Genomic DNA, 22,284 nt, shown 5'->3' with positions numbered 1-22,284 from the left:
AATTTATAATGTTATAAAAGGAGACGAGAAAGCGTATTAAAAAACATCTTTTTTGATGAATTTCTTTATTTGAAAATCAAGATTGAAATTGTCTTCGGCATAGTCAAAAACATTTTGCTTCATCATTTGGATTTCACTTTTTCCTGTTTTTGAGATTTCGATTAAAGCAGTGTTCAAACTTTCGAAATCGCCAACATTGGCAACCCATCCTAGATTGTTTTCACTTACAATCGCCTCACCTTCGCCACCGCCAAAATAGAGCACGGGGAATCCCAAAGCGCCATATTCGAATATTTTGGATGGAACAGAGCCGTAAATTCTGGTTTTTAACGGCACAATGGCAATGTCAAAATTTTTAAGTTTTTCGTGCAGGATATGACGTTCCAGCATTCCGTGGAAGAAGATTTTTTTCTCTGGATTTTGACTAATCAAAGCTTCGATTTGCGATTTTTCGGCGCCATCGCCAAAAATGTGGAGTTCAATGTTTAGATTTTGCAATTCAATATTTTGACAAAGTTCAAAAACACCTTGTGCAACACCCAATAATCCAGCGTAAAATAGTTTGATGGGTTCATTTATATTCGAAACTAATTCCATTTTTGCCACTTGATGGTCTGGAAAATTGCGGTACAAATAACATTCTTTTTTTGGAAAAACAGAATGAATGTGGGTGATAATCTCATTGGATTGACCAAAGATTAGAGTAGCTTTCGAATAAATGAATCGTTCAAAAAACAACGAAACTTGATGCGAAAAACTGTTTTTTTTCAAAGCTTTCAGTTCAATGGCTGCCAATGGCCAAAGATCGGAAACATTCAGGATTATTTTTTTCCCAATTAGCGAAAGTGCCAAAACAGAGACAAAAGACAATAACAACGGAGGCGACTGAACGACAACTTTATTGGGTGTTTTTTTGAACAATAAATAAAAAAACAAGACTGAAGAAAACGATAAAATCGAAAGTGTTCTTTTGAAGATGTTTTTACTGACACTTGGATAAATCCAAAGGCGTTTTACGGTTATATTTTGAAGTTTTTCTGTTACCGAAAATTTGCCTTTATACTCGGGGAATAACTCGCCTTTAGGATAATTTCCCAACGGACAAAGCACCGAAACTTTGTAATTATTTTGATGTAATTTCAAAGCTAACTGCTCAATTCTATTGGCAGCAGCGCCTTTTTCCGGCGGATAATAATTGGATATGATGAGGATTTCCTCCATTATTTTTGAAGCAAAATATCAACAATTCTTTCAGATGCTTTTCCGTCCCAAAGATCTGGGATTCCTGCTTTTTTCTTTCCATTTTTCAAAAACCCTTCAAAATCTCTTTTTAGATTTTCAACAGAAGTTCCCACCAAAGTATTCGTTCCAATGATTTGGGTTTCGGGTCTTTCGGTGTTGTTTCGCATCGTAAAACAAGGGATACCCAAAACAGTGGTTTCTTCCGAAATCCCTCCCGAATCCGTTATTACGGCAAAACTGTTTTTGATGAGGTACATAAAATTCAGGTAGCCTTGCGGTTCGACAAAAAGGATGTTTTTCAGATCCAAATTCGTTTCGCCCAATATCGCTTTGGTTCTAGGATGAATCGGGAAAATCACTTTTTTGTCTCCAGCCAGTTTATCGATTCCTTTCAGCAACTGAATTAAAGATTGTTCTTCATCCACATTCGATGGACGATGCAGGGTAAGAATAATGTAATTTCCGGTTTCCAATTGATATTTATTCCAAAAAAGTGGTTCAAAAATGCGATCCAAATTTTGGTATAAAGTATCAATCATCACGTTGCCCACGAAATGAATATTGGTTGTTTCTGCACCATATTCCACTAAATTATCGGATGCCGTGGTCGAGGTGGTGAAGAAATAATCAGTTATGCTGTCGGTTACGATTCTGTTGATTTCCTCGGGCATTGTCATATCGCCAGAGCGGATTCCGGCTTCGACGTGGGCGACTTTTATATTTTGTTTTTTGGCTACAATCGCACAGGCCATCGTCGAATTGACATCACCAACCACCAAAACCAAATCGCAGGGATTTTGCTGCAATTCTTTTTCAAAAGCGACCATAATTGCTCCCGTTTGTTCAGCCTGAGAACCGCTTTTTACTTTCAGATTTCTGTTTGGTTTCGGGATATTCAATTCCTTGAAAAAAGTATCGCTGAGGTTTTGGTCATAATGCTGACCCGTATGTACCAGACGATAGGAAACATTTGCTCCTTCGTTTTGCTTTTTTTCAATGGCTTTGATGATGGGTGCGATTTTGATGAAATTGGGTCTTGCGCCTGCTATTATGGTTATTTTCATTTGATGTTTTTTTAATTTCTTTAAGGTCGCAAATTGCGACCTTGAACGTCTTGAAGTCACAATCTGTGACTTCAAGTTTGAATTTGGAGGTCACAATTTGCAACCTCCAATTATTTTAACAACGAAACAAACTGTTTCAATTTTCCGCTTTTGTTGCGTTCCAGTTTTTCTTTTCTGACGAATGTAAAAATCAATCCTTTTTCCAAATATAAGGCAATTGCAACTTCAATTTTGTGGATTTGTTCTTGATTTAATTCGGTTTTGCTCACATATTCGATTTCAAAAGTATCGATTTTAGTTTGTTTGATGACAAATTCTTTAACGTTGCCATCGTCTTCGATGATGCTTTTGGTAACGTAATAAAAAGTCAGTCCGGGCGATTTTTTTCCACTTGGTAAAATGGCGATATCATTGGTTCGACCGATTAATTGTTGCAGAATAGGTTTTTTAGGGGTGCTTTTTTCGTCCAAAATTCCAATGTCGCCAATGTCGTATCGAATAAAGGGATGCGCTTTGTTGTACAAAGAAGTTACTACTATTCGACCTTTCTTTCCATAAGGTAGAGCGGTATTGTTCTCGTCCAAAATTTCGACAAAAAGTGTTTCGGAATTCACTTGCCATTCGTCTTCGGGATTTTGAAAAGCAATCAAATCAAGTTCCGAAGCACCATATTCATTGACAACCGGAACCCCAAATTGTTTTTCCAGCAGGATTTTGTCTTCATCAAAAAGCATTTCGGAAGTAACAACACAGACTTTTAAAGTTGGGCAAATGTTTTTTAAAACAATGTTTTTCTGTTGTAAAAATTTGGCAAACAAAATGATGGAACTAGTATATCCGTTGATGTAATCGAATTTTTTGGTTTCAAAATCTTTTAAAAAACGTTCTAAAACCACATCCGATAAATCGAAAATTGAAAATCGAAAGCGGTTGCCCAAAAAATCCTTGAAACGTTCTTTTTTGTTACTAATAAAATCCAAAGGAATTCCATAAAAACGAGCCTGATAAGAGGAATTGAAATCAATTCCGTGCCAGCCAAAACGATGTATGATATTGGCCCAAGTCAAGGCGTGCGAAAATTTGTCTTTGGCAAAAATAAACGGATCACCGCTGGAACCGGAAGTTTTATTGACGTAAACATTTTTTAATGAAAATCCATTCGAAAGCCTTTCCACCAAAGGTTTTTGAAAATCTTTCTTGGTCATTATCGGCAAATCGTGCCAAGTATTGAAAGTAGTTTTGCCAACGAGTTTTTGATAGGATGAATTGTTTTTTAAATGAAAATGGACAATTTCTTGTTTTTTGTTTTCGATAAATGCTTCATAATCTTCTTCAGAAATAGACTGGATTTTTCGCAATTTGGCTTTGGCTTCCTGCATTGGAAAACCATTCATCTGGAGCGATAAATCGAAAAGTGGAAACATTTTACGGATATATTTTACCAAAAATACTATTTACGAACAACTAAAGGCCGGCAACGGACAAGTTTTTGGAAATTAATTATTATTTAAGTCCAAAAGCAATTATTTTTGCCAAACTTAACAACAACACGATGACAATTTTACTTTTAGGTTCAGGAGGAAGAGAACACGCTTTTGCTTGGAAAATGATTCAGAGTCCGCTTTGCGACAAACTTTTTGTGGCACCGGGAAATGCAGGAACGGCGGCAATTGCAACCAATTTAGATTTTAGCGCCACCGATTTTGAAGCTATCAAGGCAGTGGTAATCAAGGAAAATATAGGAATGGTCGTTGTGGGTCCGGAAGATCCATTGGTAAAAGGGATTTACGATTTTTTCAAAAATGACAGTGATTTAAAACATATTCCGGTTATTGGACCGTCAAAATTAGGCGCTACTTTGGAAGGAAGCAAGGAGTTTGCCAAAGAATTTTTGATGAAACACAAGATTCCAACCGCGGCTTACGACAGTTTTACAGCAGAAACTGTAGAAAAAGGATGTGATTTCTTGGAAACTTTGCAACCGCCTTATGTTTTGAAAGCTGACGGATTGGCTGCCGGAAAAGGAGTTTTGATTATTCACGATTTGGAAGAAGCCAAAACTGAATTGAGAAATATGTTGGTGGGTCAAAAATTTGGTGATGCCAGTTCGAAAGTGGTTATCGAAGAATTTTTGGACGGAATCGAATTGAGCTGTTTCGTTTTGACCGACGGGAAAAGCTATAAAATATTGCCAACAGCCAAAGATTACAAACGCATTGGCGAAGGCGACACTGGTTTGAACACAGGTGGAATGGGAGCAGTTTCTCCGGTTCCTTATGTGGATGCGGTTTTGATGGAAAAAATCGAAACCCGTATCGTGAAACCAACCATCGAAGGTTTCCAGAAAGATGGAATCGAATACAAAGGATTTGTTTTTATCGGATTAATCAACGTGAAAAACGAACCCATCGTGATTGAATACAACGTGAGAATGGGAGATCCAGAAACGGAAGTTGTCGTTCCGAGAATGAAATCGGATTTGGTGGAATTGTTTTTGGCGGTGGCCAATGAAAAATTAGACGAATTCGAATTAGAAATTGACGAAAGAAGCGCTACAACTGTTGTGATTGTTTCTGGTGGTTATCCGGAAGATTTCGAGAAAGGAAAAGTAATTTCGGGCTTGGAAACTATCGAAGATTCGATTGTTTTTCATGCAGGAACCAAATTGGACAACGGGAATGTGGTGAGTAACGGAGGAAGAGTTTTGACCGTGACATCTTACGGAGACAATTTCGAAGAGGCCATAAAAAAATCTTACCAAAACATAGACAAGCTACATTTTGATAAGATGTATTTTAGAAAAGATATTGGGAACGATTTAAAATAGTTCCCAATATCTTTCGTTACAATTTCTTAAAGTATTATTTCAAGAAAGAGTGAGCGGTAGTATCTTGGTTTTCCTCACCTTTTTCGTCGAAAATTGCCAATTGTTTGCACCAATATACGATGGCAACTGCACAAATAGCCATAAAAATCCAGTTGATTGTATTCGCTACAAACCAATGTTCGAGTTCTAATTGTCTTAGAAAATCGTGTAGTATGAATAAAATGTTTTCAAATAACCATTGAATTCCTTCAAAAAATGCTTTCATCTTTGTACAAGTATTATATTTACAGTCGCAAAAATATAAAATATCCTTATGATAACAAGTGTTTTTAAAAAATCTACTCCATTAAATTTAATTTTGGGCGTATTTTTAATGCTGGTTTTCTTTTTAATATACCAATTTCAAGATTTAACTTGGACGAATTCGGCTATTTCAATTTTAGGCAAAGCGGGATTATTTGTTGTTTTGTTGGGTTCTGTTTTTATTACAAATTTCGTCGCCAAGAAAAACGGATTGAGCAAAGACAGTAGCTACACTGTTTTTTTCTATTTTTTGTTTCTGCTTTTTTTCCCTTCGGTGCTAAATAATGCAGACTTGATTGCCTCCAACTTTTTTATCCTTCTGGCGCTTCGCCGATTGATTTCATTGCAATCCCTAAAAGCTTCGAAAGAGAAAATATTTGATGCTTCGCTATGGATTTTTGTGGCTGCTTTGTTTCATTTTTGGAGTATTCTTTATATTGTTTTGGTTTTTATCTCCATTATTTTTCACGTTTCCAGAGATTACAGAAATTGGATTTTGCCTTTCATCGCTTTTTTCGCAGTGGGAATTATTTTCGCGGTCTATTCGATTACTTTCGATAAAAGCATCGTTGAATTTGTAAATTCACACGCAGCAACCAATTTTAAATTGGATTATTTTGCCAATAATTATCAAAACGGAGCCTTTTCCATTTACTTGACCATAGCTTTGTTTTTTGTTATTTCGATGCTTGCATCACTTTCAAACAAGCCATTGCTGTTGCATTCGTCTTACAAAAAAATCATTGCTTCTTTTTTTATTGGAATCATGATTTTTTTGGTTTCTCCAAGCAAAAGCAATGATTTATTGTTGTTTACATTTGCTCCTTTGGCAGTAATGGCAACCAGTCACATTGAAATCAAGCAGTTGCAATTAAAGCAGGAAATGGTTTTGGCTGTACTTATTCTTTGCAGTTTGTTTGCGTTTTTCTCGCAGTTATAATTTATTTCCGTAAGCTAAATCACCGGCATCACCAATCCCTGGAACGATATATTTTTTGTCGTTGAGTTTTTCGTCCAAAGTGGCTACCCAAAGATGACAAGAGTCCGGCAAATGTTTTTCAAGATACGCAATCCCCTCAGGCGCAGCAATGATGACCGCGATGTGGATTTCTTTTGGCAGACCTTTTTCCATCAATTTATTAAAGACGGCCACCATTGATTGTCCCGTGGCGAGCATTGGATCAATCAACAACAAGGTCTTGTTTTCAATATTTGGAACAGCTTGGTATTCAACCAAAATATCAAAAAATTCATCGTTGTTCGGATGGTGTCTGTAAGCGGAAACGAAGCCGTTTTCGGCATTGTCAAAGTAATTCAAAAAGCCCAAATGTAATGGCAATCCCGCACGAAGGATGGAACATAAAACCAATTTGTCTTCAATTTCGGTGGTTTTCTTGATGCCAAGTGGCGTTTGGATTTCCACATTTTTATAATGTAAATCTTTGCTCAATTCATAAGCCATTACTTCGCCAATGCGTTCGATATTTCTTCGAAAACGCATGCTGTCGTGTTGAACATTCACGTTTCTGATTTGGCCAAGAAAATGATTAAGGATACTATTGTCTTCTGATAAATAATGTGTTTGCATAACAAGGATTTAGAATTGTGATGTAAGATTTAGGATTGACTCGCTAAACCTCTAAACTTTGAAAGTTTTTTATAGGCTATAAAAGTATAAAAAGTATCTTTGTATTTATAAAATATAAAAGATATGTTTTCAAAATTAGCTTATTCCGTTTTCGAACAAAGTATTCGCGATTATCATCAATTTGATAATGTGGATCAACCTATCAATAATCCTTTTCCAAAGGAAAAATTCGAGCATTTATTATATCTTAAAAACTGGATTGACACCGTGCAATGGCATTTCGAGGACATCATTCGTGACCCGAACATCGATCCAGTTGCGGCCTTGACCTTGAAAAGAAGAATTGATGCTTCGAACCAAGAACGTACCGACATGGTAGAATATATTGACGGTTATTTTCTTCAAAAATATGCTCATGTTGCCGTGAAAGACAATGCCAAAATCAATTCTGAAAGTCCTGCTTGGGCATTCGACAGATTGTCTATTTTGGCCTTGAAAATTTACCACATGCAAGAAGAAGCCACTCGTGCAGAAGCTACGCAAGACCACAGGGATAAATGTCAAGCCAAATTGAATATTTTATTGGAACAAAGAACCGATTTGTCAACTGCAATTGAGGAGTTGTTAATCGATATCGAAAATGGCGACAAGTTCATGAAAGTGTACAAACAAATGAAAATGTACAACGACGATGATTTGAATCCTGTTTTGTACCAAAACAAAAAATAATTTTCGACAAGATTCCATTGTCAAAAAAAATAGAACATATAGCCGTCATGAGACTTTCCGCAATGGGAGATGTCGCTATGACGGTTCCTGTTTTAAGGGCTTTTGTCCAGCAAAATCCCGAAGTGAAAATCACGGTGGTTTCCCGACCGTTTTTCAAACCCTTTTTTGAGGGAATTTCCAATGTTTCTTTTTTTGCTTTCGACGACAAAAACCGCCACAAAGGTTTCTTGGGATTGTTGCGATTGTTTCAGGATTTGAAAGCCTTGCAGATTGACGCTTTTGCCGATTTGCACAACGTTTTACGTTCCAAAGTCGTTCGAACACTTTTCGCCTTGAGCGGAAAAAAAACCGCATTTGTCGATAAAGGAAGAGCCGAAAAATCAGCTTTGACACGAGCCGAAAACAAAATCTTCAAACCCTTGACCACGATGTTTGAAAGACACGTCAAAGTGTTTCAACAGTTGGGTTTTTCGGTAGATTTATCCAATCCTACATTTCCTGAAAAAGCCGTTTTAGATTCAGAATTAAGTCAATTAATTGGAAATAACAATCCAAAACTTATCGGGATTGCGCCTTTTGCCCAATACGATTCCAAGGTGTATCCTCTGGATTTAATGCAGGAAGTAATCCATAAATTAGCTAAAAATCCAAATTATAAAATTCTGCTTTTTGGTGGTGGAAAAAAGGAAATTGAATTACTCAATTCGCTTTCAAAAGACAAAGAAAAAGTGGTGATTGTTGCGGGAAAAATAAAATTCCAACAAGAATTGCAACTCATTTCAAACTTGGACGTAATGCTTTCCATGGATTCCGGGAATGCGCACATTGCGGCAATGTTGGGCGTAAAAGTCATCACGCTTTGGGGTGCCACGCATCCTTTTGCGGGTTTTTCGCCATTTAATCAACCTTTGGAAAACGCCTTGGTTGCTGATAGAAATTTGTTTCCTAAATTGCCCACTTCGGTGTACGGAAATAAAATTGTGGAAGGTTATGAAGCGGCAATGCGGACTATTGCTGTTGATTCTGTTGTAAAGGCTTTAAATTATTGTCTACAAGCCAATTAATTTGTGTTTATTGGTAATCTCGTAGTTTTTCTAGTTATTTTTTGAAAGAATAATTTTATCAATTATTTAACAACAAGGTTTTAAATTATTGGTGTTAATAATACTATTTTTACTTTTTGTGAGTTAGGTCTTACGACTCAACGTTAAACCAGGAGAAAGAGGGACTTTTTTGCCAAGTTGCTTTTTTAAGTGTTAATACAATAAAATAGAACTATTTATGCCAAAAATCACAGTAACGATTGCAATTTTTTTCTTGCTCTCTTTTTCCGCATTTTCTCAAAAAGGAAATCTTTCGGGTGTTTTAACCGATGGTAACGAAAAAACACCTGTTTACAATTCGGTTGTCGCTTTATTAACTCCCGTAGACTCTATTTTATACAAGTTTACCCGATCGGACCAAAAGGGGAATTTTAATCTTAAAAACATAAAAGCAGGAAACTATATATTGATGACTTCCCATAGTCAATATGCTGATTACGTTGATGCCATAACCGTTAATGAAAGCGAAAAAAATATGGGAACAATTCCTTTGTTGAGCAAAATTAATGCGCTCAGGGAAGTAATAATAAAGACGGGTTCCATTAGAATTAAAGGTGACACGACGAGTTACAAAGCAAGTGATTTCAAAGTAGATGCCAATGCCAATGTGGAAGAATTGCTAAAAAAACTGCCGGGAATACAAGTAGATAAAAATGGAGTGATAAAAGCCATGGGGGAAACGGTACAAAAAGTATTGGTCGATGGCGAGGAATTCTTTGGTGACGACCCGGGCATGGCGGTAAAAAACTTGCGAGCGGATGCCGTAAAAGAAGTACAAGTTTTCAACAAGAAAAGTGATCAAGCCGAGTTTACGGGTATAGATGACGGCGACACTAAAAAAACAATTAACCTGAAATTAAAGGAAGACAAAAAGAAAGGCTATTTTGGTAAAATAGACGTTGCAAACGAGCCATTAACAACCACAGATTCCAGATACAATACCAATTCGATGTTTAGTTCTTTTAAAGGCAAAAGAAAACTATCCGCTTTTTTATTAAACGGGAACACCGGTCAAGATGGACTTGACTGGCAAGACAGCGAAAAATTTGGAGGACGGGATGACATCAGTATGAACATGGATGACGATGGCAATGTAAGTTATGAATGGACAGGTGGCAATAATGATGAAGAACCCAATGTTGACACCCAAAACGGATTTATCAAAAACACCAACGCGGGATTGCAGTACAGCAACAAATGGAATGATAAACAAACATTGAACCTGACGCCAAAATATAATAACCAAATTTACACCAACAATAATAACAGGTTTACCCAAACCCAAGTAGGCGAAACCCAATTGAACGAAAACAAATCGACGGTAAGCAATGTAAACAGGAGTAATTTTAAACTAAATGCGTCTTATGACGTAAAATTAGATTCATTAAACTCCATAAAATTTACCGCCAAAACCAATTTTTACAATACGGAAAGCGAAGAGTTTACAAACGGAACCACTACCGGAATTGATGGATTGTTGAAAAACAAACAGCAAAAAACATTCACTACAAAATCAGACAAGGAATCGTTGTTTGCCAGTGTTTTGTATAAACACAAGTTCGCCAAACCCCGTCGTACATTTTCTGTAAACAGTAGTTGGAACACCTTGAACACGAATTCAAATAATTTTTTAAAGTCTTTCAACGAAAGTTATGATGGAGGTGTTTTTGCCTCAAGGGACGATGTGGATCAAAACAAAGTAGGAGAAAAAACAAATCAAAATCTAGGCATAAACGTTACTTATACGGAGCCTCTGGGCAAGAAATTTGCCTTGCAATTTGCTTATCAACTTAGCCACAACATTGGTGAAAGCGATTATTTGACCTATGATTACTCGGATGTTACGGGCAATTATGATTTGGTTGTAAGTTCGTTGTCAAACCAGTTCAAACAGACCATAACCACCAACAAGCCCAACATAAAATTGAGTTACAATGCCAAAAAAATAAATTACAGTTTTGGAAGCGGGTTCGGGTTTACTTCATTTGATTTGCAAGATCAAACTATGAACAAAGAATACAAGCGCAACTACACTAACTTTTTTCCAACGGCAAATTTGACTTACAAGTACAAAAGCAACAGTAATTTGCGTATCTATTATCAAGGTGCAACCCGACAACCTACCATTGATCAATTGCAGCCTTTGAGAAACAATCAAGATTTCTTTAATCAAACTTTGGGTAATCCAAATTTGAAGCAATCCTTCACCAACAGTATAAACCTATCGAGCAATAGTTACAATATTTTGACAGAATCCAATTTTTACCAAAGTATTTCTTTTAGAACCACCGCCAATTTAATTATTTACAACAGGGACATTGATCCAGAAAGTGCCAAAACAATTAGCACGCCCATAAATACCAACGGGAATTTTTCCGGGAATTTTTATTTTGGATATGGATTTAAAATAAAGAAAATAGGTTTAAACGTCAATCTAAATCCATCTGTCAACTATAACAAATCGGTGATTAGCATCAATAACAAAATCAACGATTCCAAGACTTTAAACTCGGGATTTTCAGTTTATTTGTATAAGTCAAAAGAAAAGAAATACGATTTTAATTTAAGCAATAATTTTTCAAACAACAGAAACAGTACTTCGCAAAATGATCAAATAAAATCATTTAACACCAATAATTTGAGGTTGGATTTAGGTGTATATTTCCAGGAAAAATGGAAACTGTCCACGGACTACAATTTATATTCCAGACAAAAAACGGTCGATTTCCAAACCAATCTTACCAATCAATTGTGGAATGCAAGGTTGCAACGCACTTTCAAAAACGATGAGTTTACGGCTTATATCATGGTACGCGATATCTTGAATCAAAATGTAGGCATACGAAGATATGTTTATGACAACGTAATAGGCGAGGAACAAAACGACAGGCTCAAACGATATGCGATGATAGGTTTTACCTGGAATTTTAAAAACAAAGGCGAAACGGCAAAAAAATAAATCAGGAACTGTTCCGAAAATGACCATAAAAAATAGCAACACATGAAATCAATACTTTTTTTTATTGCAGCATTACTTTTTACGACAACATCCAAAGCGCAGCAATTTGTGAATAAAGCCGTGATTGAATACGAAGTAAATACCAACCTCAAAAAAACAATGAGTAATGACAGTTGGGACGAGATGATGAAAGACAACCTTTCCGACCTGAAAATTTCCTATTTCACCTATACTTTTGCAGACAACAAAAGCATCTTCAAATTCGATAGATGGAGCCCAAAAACCAGAATACCCAAATACCAAAAAGAGGCTGATGAAGAAAACACTTGGTATTTTGATTTTACGACAAGAAAAATGAATATGCAAAAACAAATTGCGGGAACTAATTTTGTAATAGCAGACAGTGTTCCAAACATTCAATGGAAAATCACGAATGAACACAGGGAAATAGCCGGTTACAATTGCCGAAAAGCCGTGGGCAAAATAATGGACGACGTATATGTATTTGCTTTTTACACGGATGATATTACCATTTCTGGCGGTCCATGTTCCATAAATGGCTTGCCGGGCATGATTTTGGGACTTTCAATTCCAAGATTATACACTTCATTCATGGCTACCAAAATTGATGTAACTAACAGCAACGCATCCGAAATAAAACCCATTCCAGCCAAAAAAGCCTATGATTTTGCGGGTTTAAAATCATTGATAGAAGAGAAAACAAATGATTGGTTCAAATATGGCGATGATAAAGAAGAAAACAAAAGGCAAAAAAATATTTTCTTGTGGAATGCCTTTTTATAGGTATTGCGAGGAACGAAGCATGACCTCTCTGTTACTCGTCGCAGACGAGCACCAGTGGAGACATTCTTTTAATATCCAATTAAAAAAACTCCGTCAACATTTGTATAATTTTCAGTTTTAAAGAAAGTCGACATTCGTCTTTCCACCGTGTTAAAAATAATATTCTGTCCTGTTGCTGTTTGTCTTATGTTTGGAATGATTAGGAATAAAAAGTTTGCTTCTTTACAAATATGGCATTTCCAGATGTCTAAAAGGTCCATATTGTTTGCAATTGTTTTTCCTCTTTCGACTTCCATTATTATTCCACTCTTATTGTCAAGTTTTAGAAAATAGTCTGGTCGTAATTGTTTTACGGAAAGGTTGTTAAAAAGTCCATTTTTTTCACTCGTAAAACCCAATTCCATTGTTTTACTGAGTATTATTTCTTGAATTTCCCCGCTTTTTGCGTGTAACTTATGAGTGTCCGCAAGCCTATTTTGAGTTTCAGTTTCGCTCATAAAAGTCACAAGTTCATTGAATACATTTTGAGCGACAAGAAAGTCTTTTCGCTTATCAATGCCATCCTTAAACAATATTTTAGTTGTAATCATTTTTTGTCAGTTGTTGTTTGATGGTTACACATAACTCGTTTATGGTTGAACAAACATTCGTATAAACAACCAAAATCGGGTAGCTTGGCGTAGGTTTCTTTCGTTTTATAGTTGTATCAAATATATTAATTTTTTCTTACAAATTATTAAACGGACTTTTATATCAAACCAACCTTTTAAAACAAAAAAACTTCCCTTTTCAGAGAAGTTTTCGATTTTATATAAATACTGAACTGATTACTAAAAACTGACCACTGACCACTTTTTTAGACATCGTCAAAATCCACCACGATTTCTGCGGAGGTTGGATGTGCTTGGCAAGTCAGAATCAAACCATCGGCAATTTCCTTGTCGCTCAGGATGGAGTTTTTCTTCATTTCGGCAGTTCCTGATTTTATTCGGGCCAGACAGCTGCTGCAAATGCCGCCTTGGCAGGAATAAGGAGCGTCAATGCCTTGTTTCAGGGCTGCTTCGAGCAAGGTTTGTTTTTGTGACATTTCGAAAGTCGTTTCGTCGTCGTCCACCGTCATGGTCACTTTGGTGTGGCCTTCGTGGGAACTGGCTTTGACATTTTCGGTGGCTGAACTGGAGAACAATTCAAACTTGATGGCGGAATCCTTGATGTTGTGCTCTTTCAAAACCTTGGAAACGGTGTTGATCATTTCCTCTGGACCACACAAATAAAATTTGGAAAATTCCAATTCCTTGTGCTTGTTGTTCAAGACAAAATTCACGACCGATTTGTCGATTCGACCGAAAAGCGCTCCATCGGCTTTGGCTTGACTGTAAACGTAATGCACAAACAATCTTCCGGTATATTTCAGCTGCAAATCGTGTAATTCTTGGTGGAAAATGGTTTCTTCCGGCGATTTGTTTCCGTAAACCAATACGAAAGAACTTTGGGATTCGCCTTTCAAAACTGATTTCAATATGGATATGGCAGGCGTGATTCCGCTTCCGGCCACAAAAGCCGCGTAGTTTTTTTGGTGGTGACTTTCGGGTTCAAAAGTGAATTTTCCTTCGGGTTTTCCCACTTCAAGGATATCGCCCGCTTTCAGTTTGGTATTGGCAAATTGGGAAAATGCACCATTTTTTACGGCTTTCACCGCAATTCTCAATTCACCGCTTTCTGGCGAAGAACAAATGGAATACGCCCGACGAATTTCCTGTCCGTCCAATGTCAATCTCAAATTGACGTATTGACCAGCAACGAAACTATAATGAGGTTTGAATTCTTCGGGAACGTTAAAAAGTATGGAAACCGCAGCTGCCGTTTCGCGTTTTACTTCTTTTATGGTGAGTTTTTTGAATAAAGGCATGGTGTTATTTTTTTACAAAGATAGTAAACCAAAAAAAATAGAAAAGTTTAAGTCTTTAGAAGTTTAATTTTTGTAACTTTTTTCTACATTTATCAACTAATACAAAATAAAATGGAAAAATCATGATTCAAAAATTCCTTTATCTCGAATGGAAAGCTTTTATACGTTCGGCTTCGTTCGGTACTAATTTGGCACTGAAAATTATTTTGGGTTTTGTGGCCATTCTGTACGCATTTATTTTGTTAATGGCCGGAATTGGAGCTTTTTATGCTTTAAAAAAGATGAATCTTGATCCGTTGCAGGAGGTGAACAAATACTTGATTTACTATTTTTTAATCGATTTGGCCATTCGGTTAGTGATGCAAAAAATCCCCGTGATGAACATTCGACCCTTGCTTGCTTTGCCGTTTAAGAGGGCAACAATCGTAAACTTTTCGATAGGGAAAACGGTCTTGTCCTTTTTTAATTTTCTTCACGCTTTTTTCTTTCTGCCTTTCACGATTATTTTATTGGTCGAAGGTTATGATGTCGTGAGCGTGATTCTTTGGCATTTAGCCATAGTTTCATTGGTTTACGGCAACAATTTCCTGAACATTATTTTGTCGAACAAAGACAATGTTTTTACTGTTTTTTTAGGAATTGTGCTGGTTCTGGCAGGGTTTCAATATTATGACTTTTTTGATGTCACTACATATACTTCAGTGTTTTTTGATGGTTTGTTCAGCACAAAATGGTTGTTTTTGCTTCCGGTTTTGGCTTTGACGGGATTGTTTTATTACACTTTTAATTACCTCAAAAACAATTTATATCTTGATGCGGGACTTTCGACCAAGCACGAAATTGCCGAAACCGAGAACCTGACTTGGTTAAATCAATTTGGAACTTTGGGAACTTTTTTGAAAAACGACATCAAACTCATCAAACGCAACAAACGCTCGAGAACCACTGTTGTAATGAGTCTTTTGTTTTTGTTTTACGGATTGATTTTTTTTAGGGAGAATTCCCATCAACCGGAAGTGATGCGAATTTTTGCCGGGATTTTTGTTTCGGGCGGATTTTTATTCACCTTCGGGCAATTTGTGCCTAGTTGGGACAGCTCGTATTATTCGCTGATGATGTCGCAAAATATTTCCTATAAGGGTTATTTGAGTTCAAAGTGGTGGCTTATCGTTATTGCCACATTCATTTCCACCATTTTGTCCTCATTTTATTTGTATTATGGCTGGCAAGTTTACCTCACCATAGTCGTTGGGGCGATTTACAATATTGGCGTCAATTCCCATTTGGTTTTGCTTGGTGGCGCTTACACAAAAACACCAATAGATTTAACGTCCAGCAAAGGTGCTTTTGGCGACAAAAAAGCCTTTAACATGAATGCCATGTTGATTTCGCTGCCAAAATTACTTTTGCCAATTTTATTGTATTGGGCTGGTTCTTCGATCATGAATCCTAATTTGGGATTAGTATTTGTGGCGGTTGCCGGCGTTTTGGGATTTGCTTTTAGAGACAAGGTTTTCTCCAAGATTGAAAAAATATACAAAACCGAAAAATACGCAACCCTAGCAGCATATAAACAAAAATAGAAAAGACGCGATTAATGGAGTCTTTACATAAAAAATAAAAAAATGATACACGTACAAAACCTTTCAAAATCATACAACGGAACCACCGTATTAAAAATAGACACATTAGAAATTCCAAAAGGACAAAGTTTTGGTCTTGTGGGCAACAACGGCGCGGGAAAAACCACTTTTTTCAGTTTGCTTCTGGATTTGATCCAGCCTTCGACAGGAAATATCATCAACAACGAAGTTCAAGTTAACACGAGCGAAAACTGGAAACCTTTTACCGCTTCTTTTCTGGACGAAAGTTTCTTGATAGGCTATCTCACTCCCGAAGAATATTTCTATTTCATTGGCGATTTGCGCAATCAAAACAAAGCCGACATCGATGCTTTATTAGCCAAACACGAAGAATTTTTTAACGGTGAAATCCTGAAAAACAAAAAATATTTGCGCGATTTATCCAAAGGAAACCAAAAGAAAGTGGGCATCATCGCCACGCTTATCGGTAATCCCGAAGTCGTAATTTTAGACGAACCTTTTGCTAATTTGGATCCAACAACCGTAAGCCGATTGAAAAAAATAATCCGTGAACTTGCCGAAAATCCAGACATAACCGTGTTGGTTTCCAGCCACGATTTACAACACACGGTCGAAGTTTGCGATAGAATTGTTGCCTTAAACAAAGGCGAAATTGTAAAAGACATCCAGACTTCAAAAGAAACCTTGCAGGAATTGGAAACGTTTTTTGCCGTTTAAATGTCAATATTTCAAAAAGAAACGTATTTTTACCAGTCATTATACTAAAATGCGCTTTTAAAAGTTAAATGATAAATCGTTTCCCATTGAAAACCAAGATACTTAAACACTCCTTTTTTATAATATTCTTAATTTTTTTGGTGGCTTGTTCGACCAAGAAAGACACTTTTTTGGCCAGAAATTCTCATGCGTTAAGTACAAAATACAATATTGATTACAACGGTCAAATAGCTTTGGACAAAGGCATTATTGACATAAAAATGAATGCCAAAGACAATTTTTGGAAGCGATTGCCCATCGAAAGAATGCAAATCATCGACGACAATACTCCTGAAGGCAAAACCAAAAACGCCAATTTTGAACTGGCCGAAGCCAAGGCCACCAAAGCCATTCAAAAACACTCGATGAACATTGGCGGGAGAGAAAGAAACATGCAAATAGACGAGGCTTATTTACTGCTTGGCAAAGCACGATATTATGACCAAAGATTTATTCCGGCATTGGACGCTTTCAATTATATTTTATACAAATACCCCAATAGCGACAAGATTTATGAAGCCAAAATTTGGCGAGAAAAAGCAAATATGCGTTTAGGAAACGACGCACAGGTCATAAAAAACATAAGCAAACTGCTTGACGAAAATTATCTTAAAAAAGACAAAATTTTAGGAGAAAAAGGCAAAATATGGATAACAGGATTTTATAGCCGCCGCTTGGTAGGAATGAAACTAAAACCTCAAGTCGTGGCCGATGCCAATGCGCTTTTGTCGCAATCTTTTTTGAACTTGGAAGAAAAAGACAGCGCAATTGCCAAACTAAAAATAGCCGAAAATTTCACCAAAATAAATTCTGAAAGAGCGCGTTATCGCTTTATTCTCGGGCAATTGTATCAAGAATCAGGAATCAGGGACAGCGCCATTTATTGCTATCAATCCGTGATAAACATGAACAGGAAAGCCGACAGGGAAATGGTTATTCAGGCTTACGCCAAAAAAGCGCAGTTATTTGATTATCAAAACGGCGACGCCAATGCCTTCGTGACAATCCACAACAAGTTGATCGATGACAGAGAAAACAGACCGTTTCTAGATGTTATTTATCATGAAATGGGCGTGTTTTACGACAAACAAAATAATCAAAAATTAGCCAAAGAATATTATAACGCGTCTTTAAAAAGGGCTTCTAAAGACCCGTATTTAGTGGCCTCAAATTATAGAAACCTAGGAAACATGCATTTTAAAAATGCAGAATATCCAGTTGCGGCAAAGTATTATGACAGCACATTAGTCAAACTGGATGTCAAAACAAGGGAATTCATCCACATTAAAAAAACAAGAAAAGATTTAGACGAAGTAATTGAACATGAATATGTTGCCAAAACAAATGACAGCATATTAAACATTGTTTCGATGTCGGATACGGACAGGATTTTGTATTTTGAAAATTATATTGCCAAATTAAAAAAATCGGATGAGGAAAAAAGAATCTTGGAAGAAAAGCAGCAAGAAACGCTTAAAAACATTCAAAGAAACAGTTTGACCAGTTCAGATGATTCCGCTTCCGTGATGCAAAAATCAGGCATGCCACCCAAAAAACCGGCATTTGCACCACCATCCATAAAAGATGCCTCCGTAAAAGATGCAGCCAATGTTTTTTATTTTTATAATCCTTCAACGGTTGCTTTTGGCAAGATTGAATTCAAGAAAAAATGGGGAAACAGGACCTCAAACGGCAATTGGAGATTGTCAACCACTAAAGCGGTCGCAGGTGCTGATGACGCGGCAATAAACAATGACACAACAGCCACAGCCACCTTGGAAGAAGCAAAAGTACAAGAACAATACACCGCTGCTTTTTACTTGGAACAACTTCCTAAAACACAAGTGGAGATTGACGACATTGCCAAAAAACGCAATTTTGCCTATTATCAACTAGGCGTTATTTATAAAGAAAAATTCAAGGAATACGAATTGGCCAGCAAAAAACTCGAGCAATTGTTGCTAAATAATCCAGAAGAAAAACTGGTTCTTCCAACGATGTATAACTTATACAAAATATACCAAATTACGAATAACGCGAAGGCGGAAGAGATGAAAAACCGCATTTCTACCCAATATCCAAACTCTCGTTATGCACAAATTATCAATAACGCAAATCCCAATGCCGTTTCCTCAATTGAAACTCCAGAAGAGGTGTATGACAAATGGTATAAATTATATCTTGACGAACAATTTGCCCAAGTTTTAGAAAAAATGGACGACCTGATTATTCAATTTTCAGGAGATGAAATTGTTCCAAAATTTGAACTGCTCAAAGCTAATCTATTGGGGAAACTCAAAGGATTAGATGCGTACAAAAACGCATTGCAATACGTTGCGGACAATTATCCAACGAGTGAAGAAGGCAGGAATGCCCAAGAAATATTGACGACCCAAATTCCGTCATTGGAAAAAATGAATTTCAGTGCTGTCGACACCAAAAACTGGAAAATACTTTACAAAGTTGGCAAATTGGAAGACAAAAGCACAAAAGCATTGGAAGACAAAATCAAGAAATTCATTGCCAGCGAAAACATTTACAAAATGGGTTATTCTTATGATATTTATACTGAAAAGGAAAACTTCTTGACAATTAGCGGCATAAAATCAGTGGCTTATGCAAAGAATATGGCAGACATCATGAGAGAGGATAAGAAATACAAAATTACGGAGCCGGCTATCGTGATTTCCAGTGATAATTACAAAGTTGTCCAAATCAAGAAAAATTTGGAAGACTATTTGACCGCGCCCAAAGTGGTTCCAGTTCAATCGGCAGTTCCACAGCAAGCGATTCCACAACCAGTAAATCCTGATTCAGGAATGCCAAAACAAGGTTCGTCAAAACAAGGAATGCCTCCAGGAGTGACACCTCCGGCAGGAAATCCCAATTCACCTCCAAAGCAATAAATCATGTTTGACAAAAAGACAAAATCATATACCGAACTCCTTGGAAAGACAAACAGAATCGTTGAAGGAACAACAATAAAAGGAGATATTATTTCACAAGCCGATTTCAGGCTTGACGGCGAATTAATAGGTAATTTTCAGTCCAAGGGAAAAATAGTCATTGGTCCCGCAGGAAGTGTCACCGGAGACATCATTTGCAAAAATGCCGATATCGAAGGCAAGTTCAACGGCAAAATCCAGGTTGCCGAAATATTGAATGTGAAGCACAAAGCCATCATTCACGGTGAAGTAACCGTAGGTAAATTATCCGTTGAACCCGGCGCCGATTTTAGTGCTTCTTGCACGATGAAAACCAATTCAAAAATTTCGATTTCAAATGACGGACAACCAAAATCCGAAGAAACAAACTAATAATAAGTGGCTCGCGCTGATTAACATTCCCATTCAAATGGGAGTGATTATTTTTTTGTTTTCTTATTTTGGCAATTGGCTGGACGGGAAATACCCCAATATTCATAATGTGTTTGTCAAAATCCTGACGTTGGCGGGAGTTGCCATTGCTTTTTACAACATCAACAGACAATTGAAAGACATCAATAAATCTTCATAAAAAACCAAATGAATTTTAAAAAATACCGACCCATTCTCGAGATTTTGTTGCTTTCGATGGTGGTTTATTTACTTCACAAAGTGGTTTTTTTTCTAAATGACAACAATCCGAAGTTTCAAAATTTTCATTTTTCAATAGAAGTTGTGGATGGATTTTTCTTTGTTTGTTCGGTAATTATTCTTTTTATTCTCATTAAGGTAAAAGAAAAAAACATTGATAATGTGGGCTACACTTTTCTATTGGTAACTTTTATCAAAATGGGGATTTCTTATGCTGTTTTGTCGCCCATACTGCATTCTGGCAATCCAAATATCAAAATCGAAAAACTTAATTTTTTTGTTATTTTCGCCCTATTTTTAACGATAGAAACCATAGTAACGGCCAGAATTCTAAATAATAAGCAATAAATTGGTTTTAAAACAAGAAATCTGTCAAAAAAATTATTTAATGCTTTTTACATATTAATTTAAAATGTACCTTTGCACCCAATTTCAGAAAGTAAAAATTAAGATAATTAACTGTTATGGTGATTTCAAACAAACCACTTCGTTTTTTAGTAGCAATTTTAGTGGCGTTCCTTCCTTTATTCAGTACAGCAAATCCTGTTGCTGATAGTACTAAAGCAAATACAGAAGTAGCTCATAAAGTAGAGGCTGCTCACGGAGAAGCTCAAGCTGAACCTACAGATGTCAAATCTGAAATCAAGGAGTTTATCAATCATCACCTTTTAGATGCCCACAATTTTACTTTTAATGCAAATAAAGAAACGGGTGAGCATTATGGTTTTTCATTGCCAATCATTCTTTGGGATAATGAAAGTGGATTACAAGTATTCTCTTCTTCTGAATTTCACCACGGACCAGCAGAAGGTGTGGCGGAACACAACGGAAATTTCTACAAATTACATCACGAAAAAATTTATAAAACCGATGCTTCAGGAACATTGACTGAAGAGCACGGTCATCCAACAAATGTTAAGCCTTTAGATTTATCCATTACTAAAAGTGTCGTTGGAATTTTATTCGTATCCATATTGATGTTTTTCTTGTTTTCAGGTTTAGCAAAATCATACGCTAAAAACGGAGGAATCGCTTCAGGAGCAGGACGTTTCTTTGAGCCATTAGTGCTTTATGTAAGAGACGAAATTGCTATTCCAAACATTGGTGAAAAAGCATACAAGAAATATATGAGTTACTTATTGACTATATTTTTCTTTGTATTCTTCTTGAATATTTTAGGATTAACTCCGCTAGGGTTTAACGTAACAGGTAATATTGCCATTACAGCTTCATTGGCTTTATTGACATACTTGATTACAACATTTACAGCTAATAAAAATTATTGGGGTCATATTTTCTGGATGCCAGGAGTTCCAACTCCAATGAAATTTATCTTGGCACCTATTGAATTGTTAGGAACCTTTATCAAACCATTTTCATTAATGATTCGTTTGTATGCCAACATTTTGGCAGGACACGTAGTATTGATGAGTATTATTGGATTGATGTTTATTTTCAAAAGCTGGATCGGAAGTTCATTGTCATTTGGATTGGCATTTGCGCTTTCTATTCTAGAAATATTGGTAGCGTTTTTACAAGCGTATATTTTTACAATGTTATCGGCACTTTATTTTGGAGCAGGTAACGAAGAGCATCATCACGAAGAAGCTCATCATTAAAATTTAGATTTGAGATATTAGATTTCAGATTTTTCACGAATCTAAAATCTAAATTCAACAATCTAAAATCAAGAAGAATGTTTAATTTTTAATATATATATTATGCAAATTCCAACTATTGTAGGAGCAGGATTAATTGTAATCGGAGCAGGTTTAGGTATTGGTAGAATCGGTGGTTCAGCAATGGACGCTATCGCTCGTC

The 22,284-nt window shown here is 36.4% G+C and carries 20 protein-coding genes; 13 read left to right on the top strand and 7 right to left on the bottom strand.

The genetic code is table 11. The features are described from left to right. Window positions 1-36: 36 nt before the first annotated feature. The 3 genes from C0430_RS09815 to C0430_RS09805 all read right to left on the bottom strand — a co-directional run bounded on the left by C0430_RS09815 (window position 37) and on the right by C0430_RS09805 (window position 3,730). Window positions 37-1,221 carry a glycosyltransferase family 4 protein gene (locus tag C0430_RS09815; protein WP_290869010.1) on the bottom strand — a complete coding sequence of 395 codons (1,185 nt, stop codon included), beginning with the start codon at window positions 1,219-1,221 and terminating at the stop codon, window positions 37-39. Next, window positions 1,221-2,306, bottom strand: a complete 1,086-nt coding sequence (gene wecB, locus C0430_RS09810; protein ID WP_290869006.1) for a UDP-N-acetylglucosamine 2-epimerase (non-hydrolyzing) — start codon at window positions 2,304-2,306, stop codon at window positions 1,221-1,223. The genes C0430_RS09815 and wecB overlap by 1 nt, the downstream gene beginning before the upstream one ends. 110 nt (window positions 2,307-2,416) lie before the next feature. Then, window positions 2,417-3,730: a phenylacetate--CoA ligase family protein gene (locus tag C0430_RS09805; protein ID WP_290869003.1), complete on the bottom strand. Its 1,314-nt coding sequence runs from the start codon at window positions 3,728-3,730 to the stop codon at window positions 2,417-2,419. Between the two features lie 128 nt (window positions 3,731-3,858). Here C0430_RS09805 and purD point away from each other — a divergent pair, with 128 nt between their 5' ends. Continuing rightward, window positions 3,859-5,133 (top strand): phosphoribosylamine--glycine ligase, encoded by a 1,275-nt coding sequence (gene purD / locus C0430_RS09800; RefSeq protein ID WP_290869000.1) that lies wholly within the window; start codon window positions 3,859-3,861, stop codon window positions 5,131-5,133. Between the two features lie 34 nt (window positions 5,134-5,167). On the opposite strand, the gene C0430_RS09795 is transcribed toward purD, so the two are convergent. Next, complete coding sequence (locus tag C0430_RS09795) at window positions 5,168-5,398, bottom strand: uracil phosphoribosyltransferase (RefSeq protein ID WP_290868997.1); 231 nt, start codon at window positions 5,396-5,398, stop codon at window positions 5,168-5,170. A 48-nt stretch (window positions 5,399-5,446) separates the two neighbouring features. On the opposite strand from C0430_RS09795, the gene C0430_RS09790 reads away from it, so the two are divergent. Continuing rightward, window positions 5,447-6,376: a DUF6427 family protein gene (locus C0430_RS09790; RefSeq protein ID WP_290868994.1), complete on the top strand. Its 930-nt coding sequence runs from the start codon at window positions 5,447-5,449 to the stop codon at window positions 6,374-6,376. Here the strand turns inward: C0430_RS09790 and upp are convergent. Next, window positions 6,371-7,024 carry a uracil phosphoribosyltransferase gene (upp, locus tag C0430_RS09785; protein ID WP_290868991.1) on the bottom strand — a complete coding sequence of 218 codons (654 nt, stop codon included), beginning with the start codon at window positions 7,022-7,024 and terminating at the stop codon, window positions 6,371-6,373. The two genes, C0430_RS09790 and upp, sit on opposite strands and share 6 nt — an antisense overlap. Before the next feature lie 123 nt (window positions 7,025-7,147). Here upp and C0430_RS09780 point away from each other — a divergent pair, with 123 nt between their 5' ends. The 4 genes from C0430_RS09780 (at window position 7,148) to C0430_RS09765 (ending at window position 12,619) form a co-directional block, all read left to right on the top strand. Then, window positions 7,148-7,753 (top strand): DUF4254 domain-containing protein, encoded by a 606-nt coding sequence (locus tag C0430_RS09780; protein ID WP_290868988.1) that lies wholly within the window; start codon window positions 7,148-7,150, stop codon window positions 7,751-7,753. A 47-nt stretch (window positions 7,754-7,800) separates the two neighbouring features. After that, a complete protein-coding gene (locus tag C0430_RS09775; RefSeq protein ID WP_290868984.1) occupies window positions 7,801-8,817 on the top strand; it encodes a glycosyltransferase family 9 protein in 1,017 nt (338 codons plus the stop codon). Between the two features lie 217 nt (window positions 8,818-9,034). Beyond that, window positions 9,035-11,815, top strand: coding sequence for an outer membrane beta-barrel protein (locus C0430_RS09770; RefSeq protein WP_290868981.1), 2,781 nt, complete (start codon window positions 9,035-9,037; stop codon window positions 11,813-11,815). A gap of 42 nt (window positions 11,816-11,857) precedes the next feature. Beyond that, window positions 11,858-12,619 carry a GLPGLI family protein gene (locus tag C0430_RS09765; protein ID WP_290868978.1) on the top strand — a complete coding sequence of 254 codons (762 nt, stop codon included), beginning with the start codon at window positions 11,858-11,860 and terminating at the stop codon, window positions 12,617-12,619. A 68-nt stretch (window positions 12,620-12,687) separates the two neighbouring features. On the opposite strand, the gene C0430_RS09760 is transcribed toward C0430_RS09765, so the two are convergent. Beyond that, on the bottom strand, window positions 12,688-13,209 hold the full coding sequence (locus C0430_RS09760) for a hypothetical protein (RefSeq protein WP_290868975.1): 522 nt from the start codon (window positions 13,207-13,209) through the stop codon (window positions 12,688-12,690). Window positions 13,210-13,475: 266 nt separating this feature from the next. Then, the gene (locus C0430_RS09755; protein WP_290868972.1) at window positions 13,476-14,528 is read right to left on the bottom strand and encodes a ferredoxin--NADP reductase; all 1,053 of its coding nucleotides are present in this window, start codon (window positions 14,526-14,528) and stop codon (window positions 13,476-13,478) included. A gap of 122 nt (window positions 14,529-14,650) precedes the next feature. Here C0430_RS09755 and C0430_RS09750 point away from each other — a divergent pair, with 122 nt between their 5' ends. From C0430_RS09750 to atpB, 7 genes are all read left to right on the top strand, one after another. After that, complete coding sequence (locus C0430_RS09750; protein WP_290868969.1) at window positions 14,651-16,111, top strand: DUF5687 family protein; 1,461 nt, start codon at window positions 14,651-14,653, stop codon at window positions 16,109-16,111. Window positions 16,112-16,153: 42 nt separating this feature from the next. Further along, window positions 16,154-16,849, top strand: a complete 696-nt coding sequence (locus C0430_RS09745) for an ABC transporter ATP-binding protein (protein WP_290868966.1) — start codon at window positions 16,154-16,156, stop codon at window positions 16,847-16,849. An 86-nt stretch (window positions 16,850-16,935) separates the two neighbouring features. Continuing rightward, window positions 16,936-19,794, top strand: a complete 2,859-nt coding sequence (locus C0430_RS09740) for a tetratricopeptide repeat protein (protein WP_290868963.1) — start codon at window positions 16,936-16,938, stop codon at window positions 19,792-19,794. Between the two features lie 3 nt (window positions 19,795-19,797). Next, window positions 19,798-20,205, top strand: coding sequence for a polymer-forming cytoskeletal protein (locus C0430_RS09735; protein ID WP_290868960.1), 408 nt, complete (start codon window positions 19,798-19,800; stop codon window positions 20,203-20,205). Further along, window positions 20,171-20,404, top strand: a complete 234-nt coding sequence (locus C0430_RS09730; RefSeq protein ID WP_290868919.1) for an AtpZ/AtpI family protein — start codon at window positions 20,171-20,173, stop codon at window positions 20,402-20,404. The genes C0430_RS09735 and C0430_RS09730 overlap by 35 nt, the downstream gene beginning before the upstream one ends. An 8-nt stretch (window positions 20,405-20,412) precedes the next feature. Next, complete coding sequence (locus tag C0430_RS09725; RefSeq protein WP_290868916.1) at window positions 20,413-20,811, top strand: hypothetical protein; 399 nt, start codon at window positions 20,413-20,415, stop codon at window positions 20,809-20,811. 116 nt (window positions 20,812-20,927) lie between these two features. Then, complete coding sequence (gene atpB, locus C0430_RS09720; protein WP_290868913.1) at window positions 20,928-22,082, top strand: F0F1 ATP synthase subunit A; 1,155 nt, start codon at window positions 20,928-20,930, stop codon at window positions 22,080-22,082. Window positions 22,083-22,284 lie beyond the last annotated feature (202 nt).

The sequence above is a fragment of the Flavobacterium sp. genome, assembly GCF_013823965.1.
Classification (GTDB): Bacteria; Bacteroidota; Bacteroidia; order Flavobacteriales; family Flavobacteriaceae; genus Flavobacterium.
The sequence above is the reverse complement of the archived record's forward strand: the minus strand, read 5'-3'. Positions and strand labels throughout refer to the sequence as shown.

Excerpts from the sequence above, each read along its gene's own strand:
- C0430_RS09795 (WP_290868997.1), bottom strand. The coding sequence starts at position 5,398 with ATGAAAGCATTTTTTGAAGGAATTCAATGGTTATTTGAAAACATTTTA.
- C0430_RS09735 (WP_290868960.1), top strand. The coding sequence starts at position 19,798 with ATGTTTGACAAAAAGACAAAATCATATACCGAACTCCTTGGAAAGACA.
- upp (WP_290868991.1), bottom strand. The coding sequence starts at position 7,024 with ATGCAAACACATTATTTATCAGAAGACAATAGTATCCTTAATCATTTT.
- C0430_RS09805 (WP_290869003.1), bottom strand. The coding sequence starts at position 3,730 with ATGTTTCCACTTTTCGATTTATCGCTCCAGATGAATGGTTTTCCAATG.
- C0430_RS09725 (WP_290868916.1), top strand. The coding sequence starts at position 20,413 with ATGAATTTTAAAAAATACCGACCCATTCTCGAGATTTTGTTGCTTTCG.
- C0430_RS09790 (WP_290868994.1), top strand. The coding sequence starts at position 5,447 with ATGATAACAAGTGTTTTTAAAAAATCTACTCCATTAAATTTAATTTTG.
- C0430_RS09775 (WP_290868984.1), top strand. The coding sequence starts at position 7,801 with ATGAGACTTTCCGCAATGGGAGATGTCGCTATGACGGTTCCTGTTTTA.
- C0430_RS09755 (WP_290868972.1), bottom strand. The coding sequence starts at position 14,528 with ATGCCTTTATTCAAAAAACTCACCATAAAAGAAGTAAAACGCGAAACG.
- C0430_RS09760 (WP_290868975.1), bottom strand. The coding sequence starts at position 13,209 with ATGATTACAACTAAAATATTGTTTAAGGATGGCATTGATAAGCGAAAA.
- C0430_RS09750 (WP_290868969.1), top strand. The coding sequence starts at position 14,651 with ATGATTCAAAAATTCCTTTATCTCGAATGGAAAGCTTTTATACGTTCG.
- C0430_RS09815 (WP_290869010.1), bottom strand. The coding sequence starts at position 1,221 with ATGGAGGAAATCCTCATCATATCCAATTATTATCCGCCGGAAAAAGGC.
- C0430_RS09745 (WP_290868966.1), top strand. The coding sequence starts at position 16,154 with ATGATACACGTACAAAACCTTTCAAAATCATACAACGGAACCACCGTA.
- wecB (WP_290869006.1), bottom strand. The coding sequence starts at position 2,306 with ATGAAAATAACCATAATAGCAGGCGCAAGACCCAATTTCATCAAAATC.
- C0430_RS09765 (WP_290868978.1), top strand. The coding sequence starts at position 11,858 with ATGAAATCAATACTTTTTTTTATTGCAGCATTACTTTTTACGACAACA.
- atpB (WP_290868913.1), top strand. The coding sequence starts at position 20,928 with ATGGTGATTTCAAACAAACCACTTCGTTTTTTAGTAGCAATTTTAGTG.
- purD (WP_290869000.1), top strand. The coding sequence starts at position 3,859 with ATGACAATTTTACTTTTAGGTTCAGGAGGAAGAGAACACGCTTTTGCT.
- C0430_RS09730 (WP_290868919.1), top strand. The coding sequence starts at position 20,171 with ATGACGGACAACCAAAATCCGAAGAAACAAACTAATAATAAGTGGCTC.
- C0430_RS09770 (WP_290868981.1), top strand. The coding sequence starts at position 9,035 with ATGCCAAAAATCACAGTAACGATTGCAATTTTTTTCTTGCTCTCTTTT.
- C0430_RS09780 (WP_290868988.1), top strand. The coding sequence starts at position 7,148 with ATGTTTTCAAAATTAGCTTATTCCGTTTTCGAACAAAGTATTCGCGAT.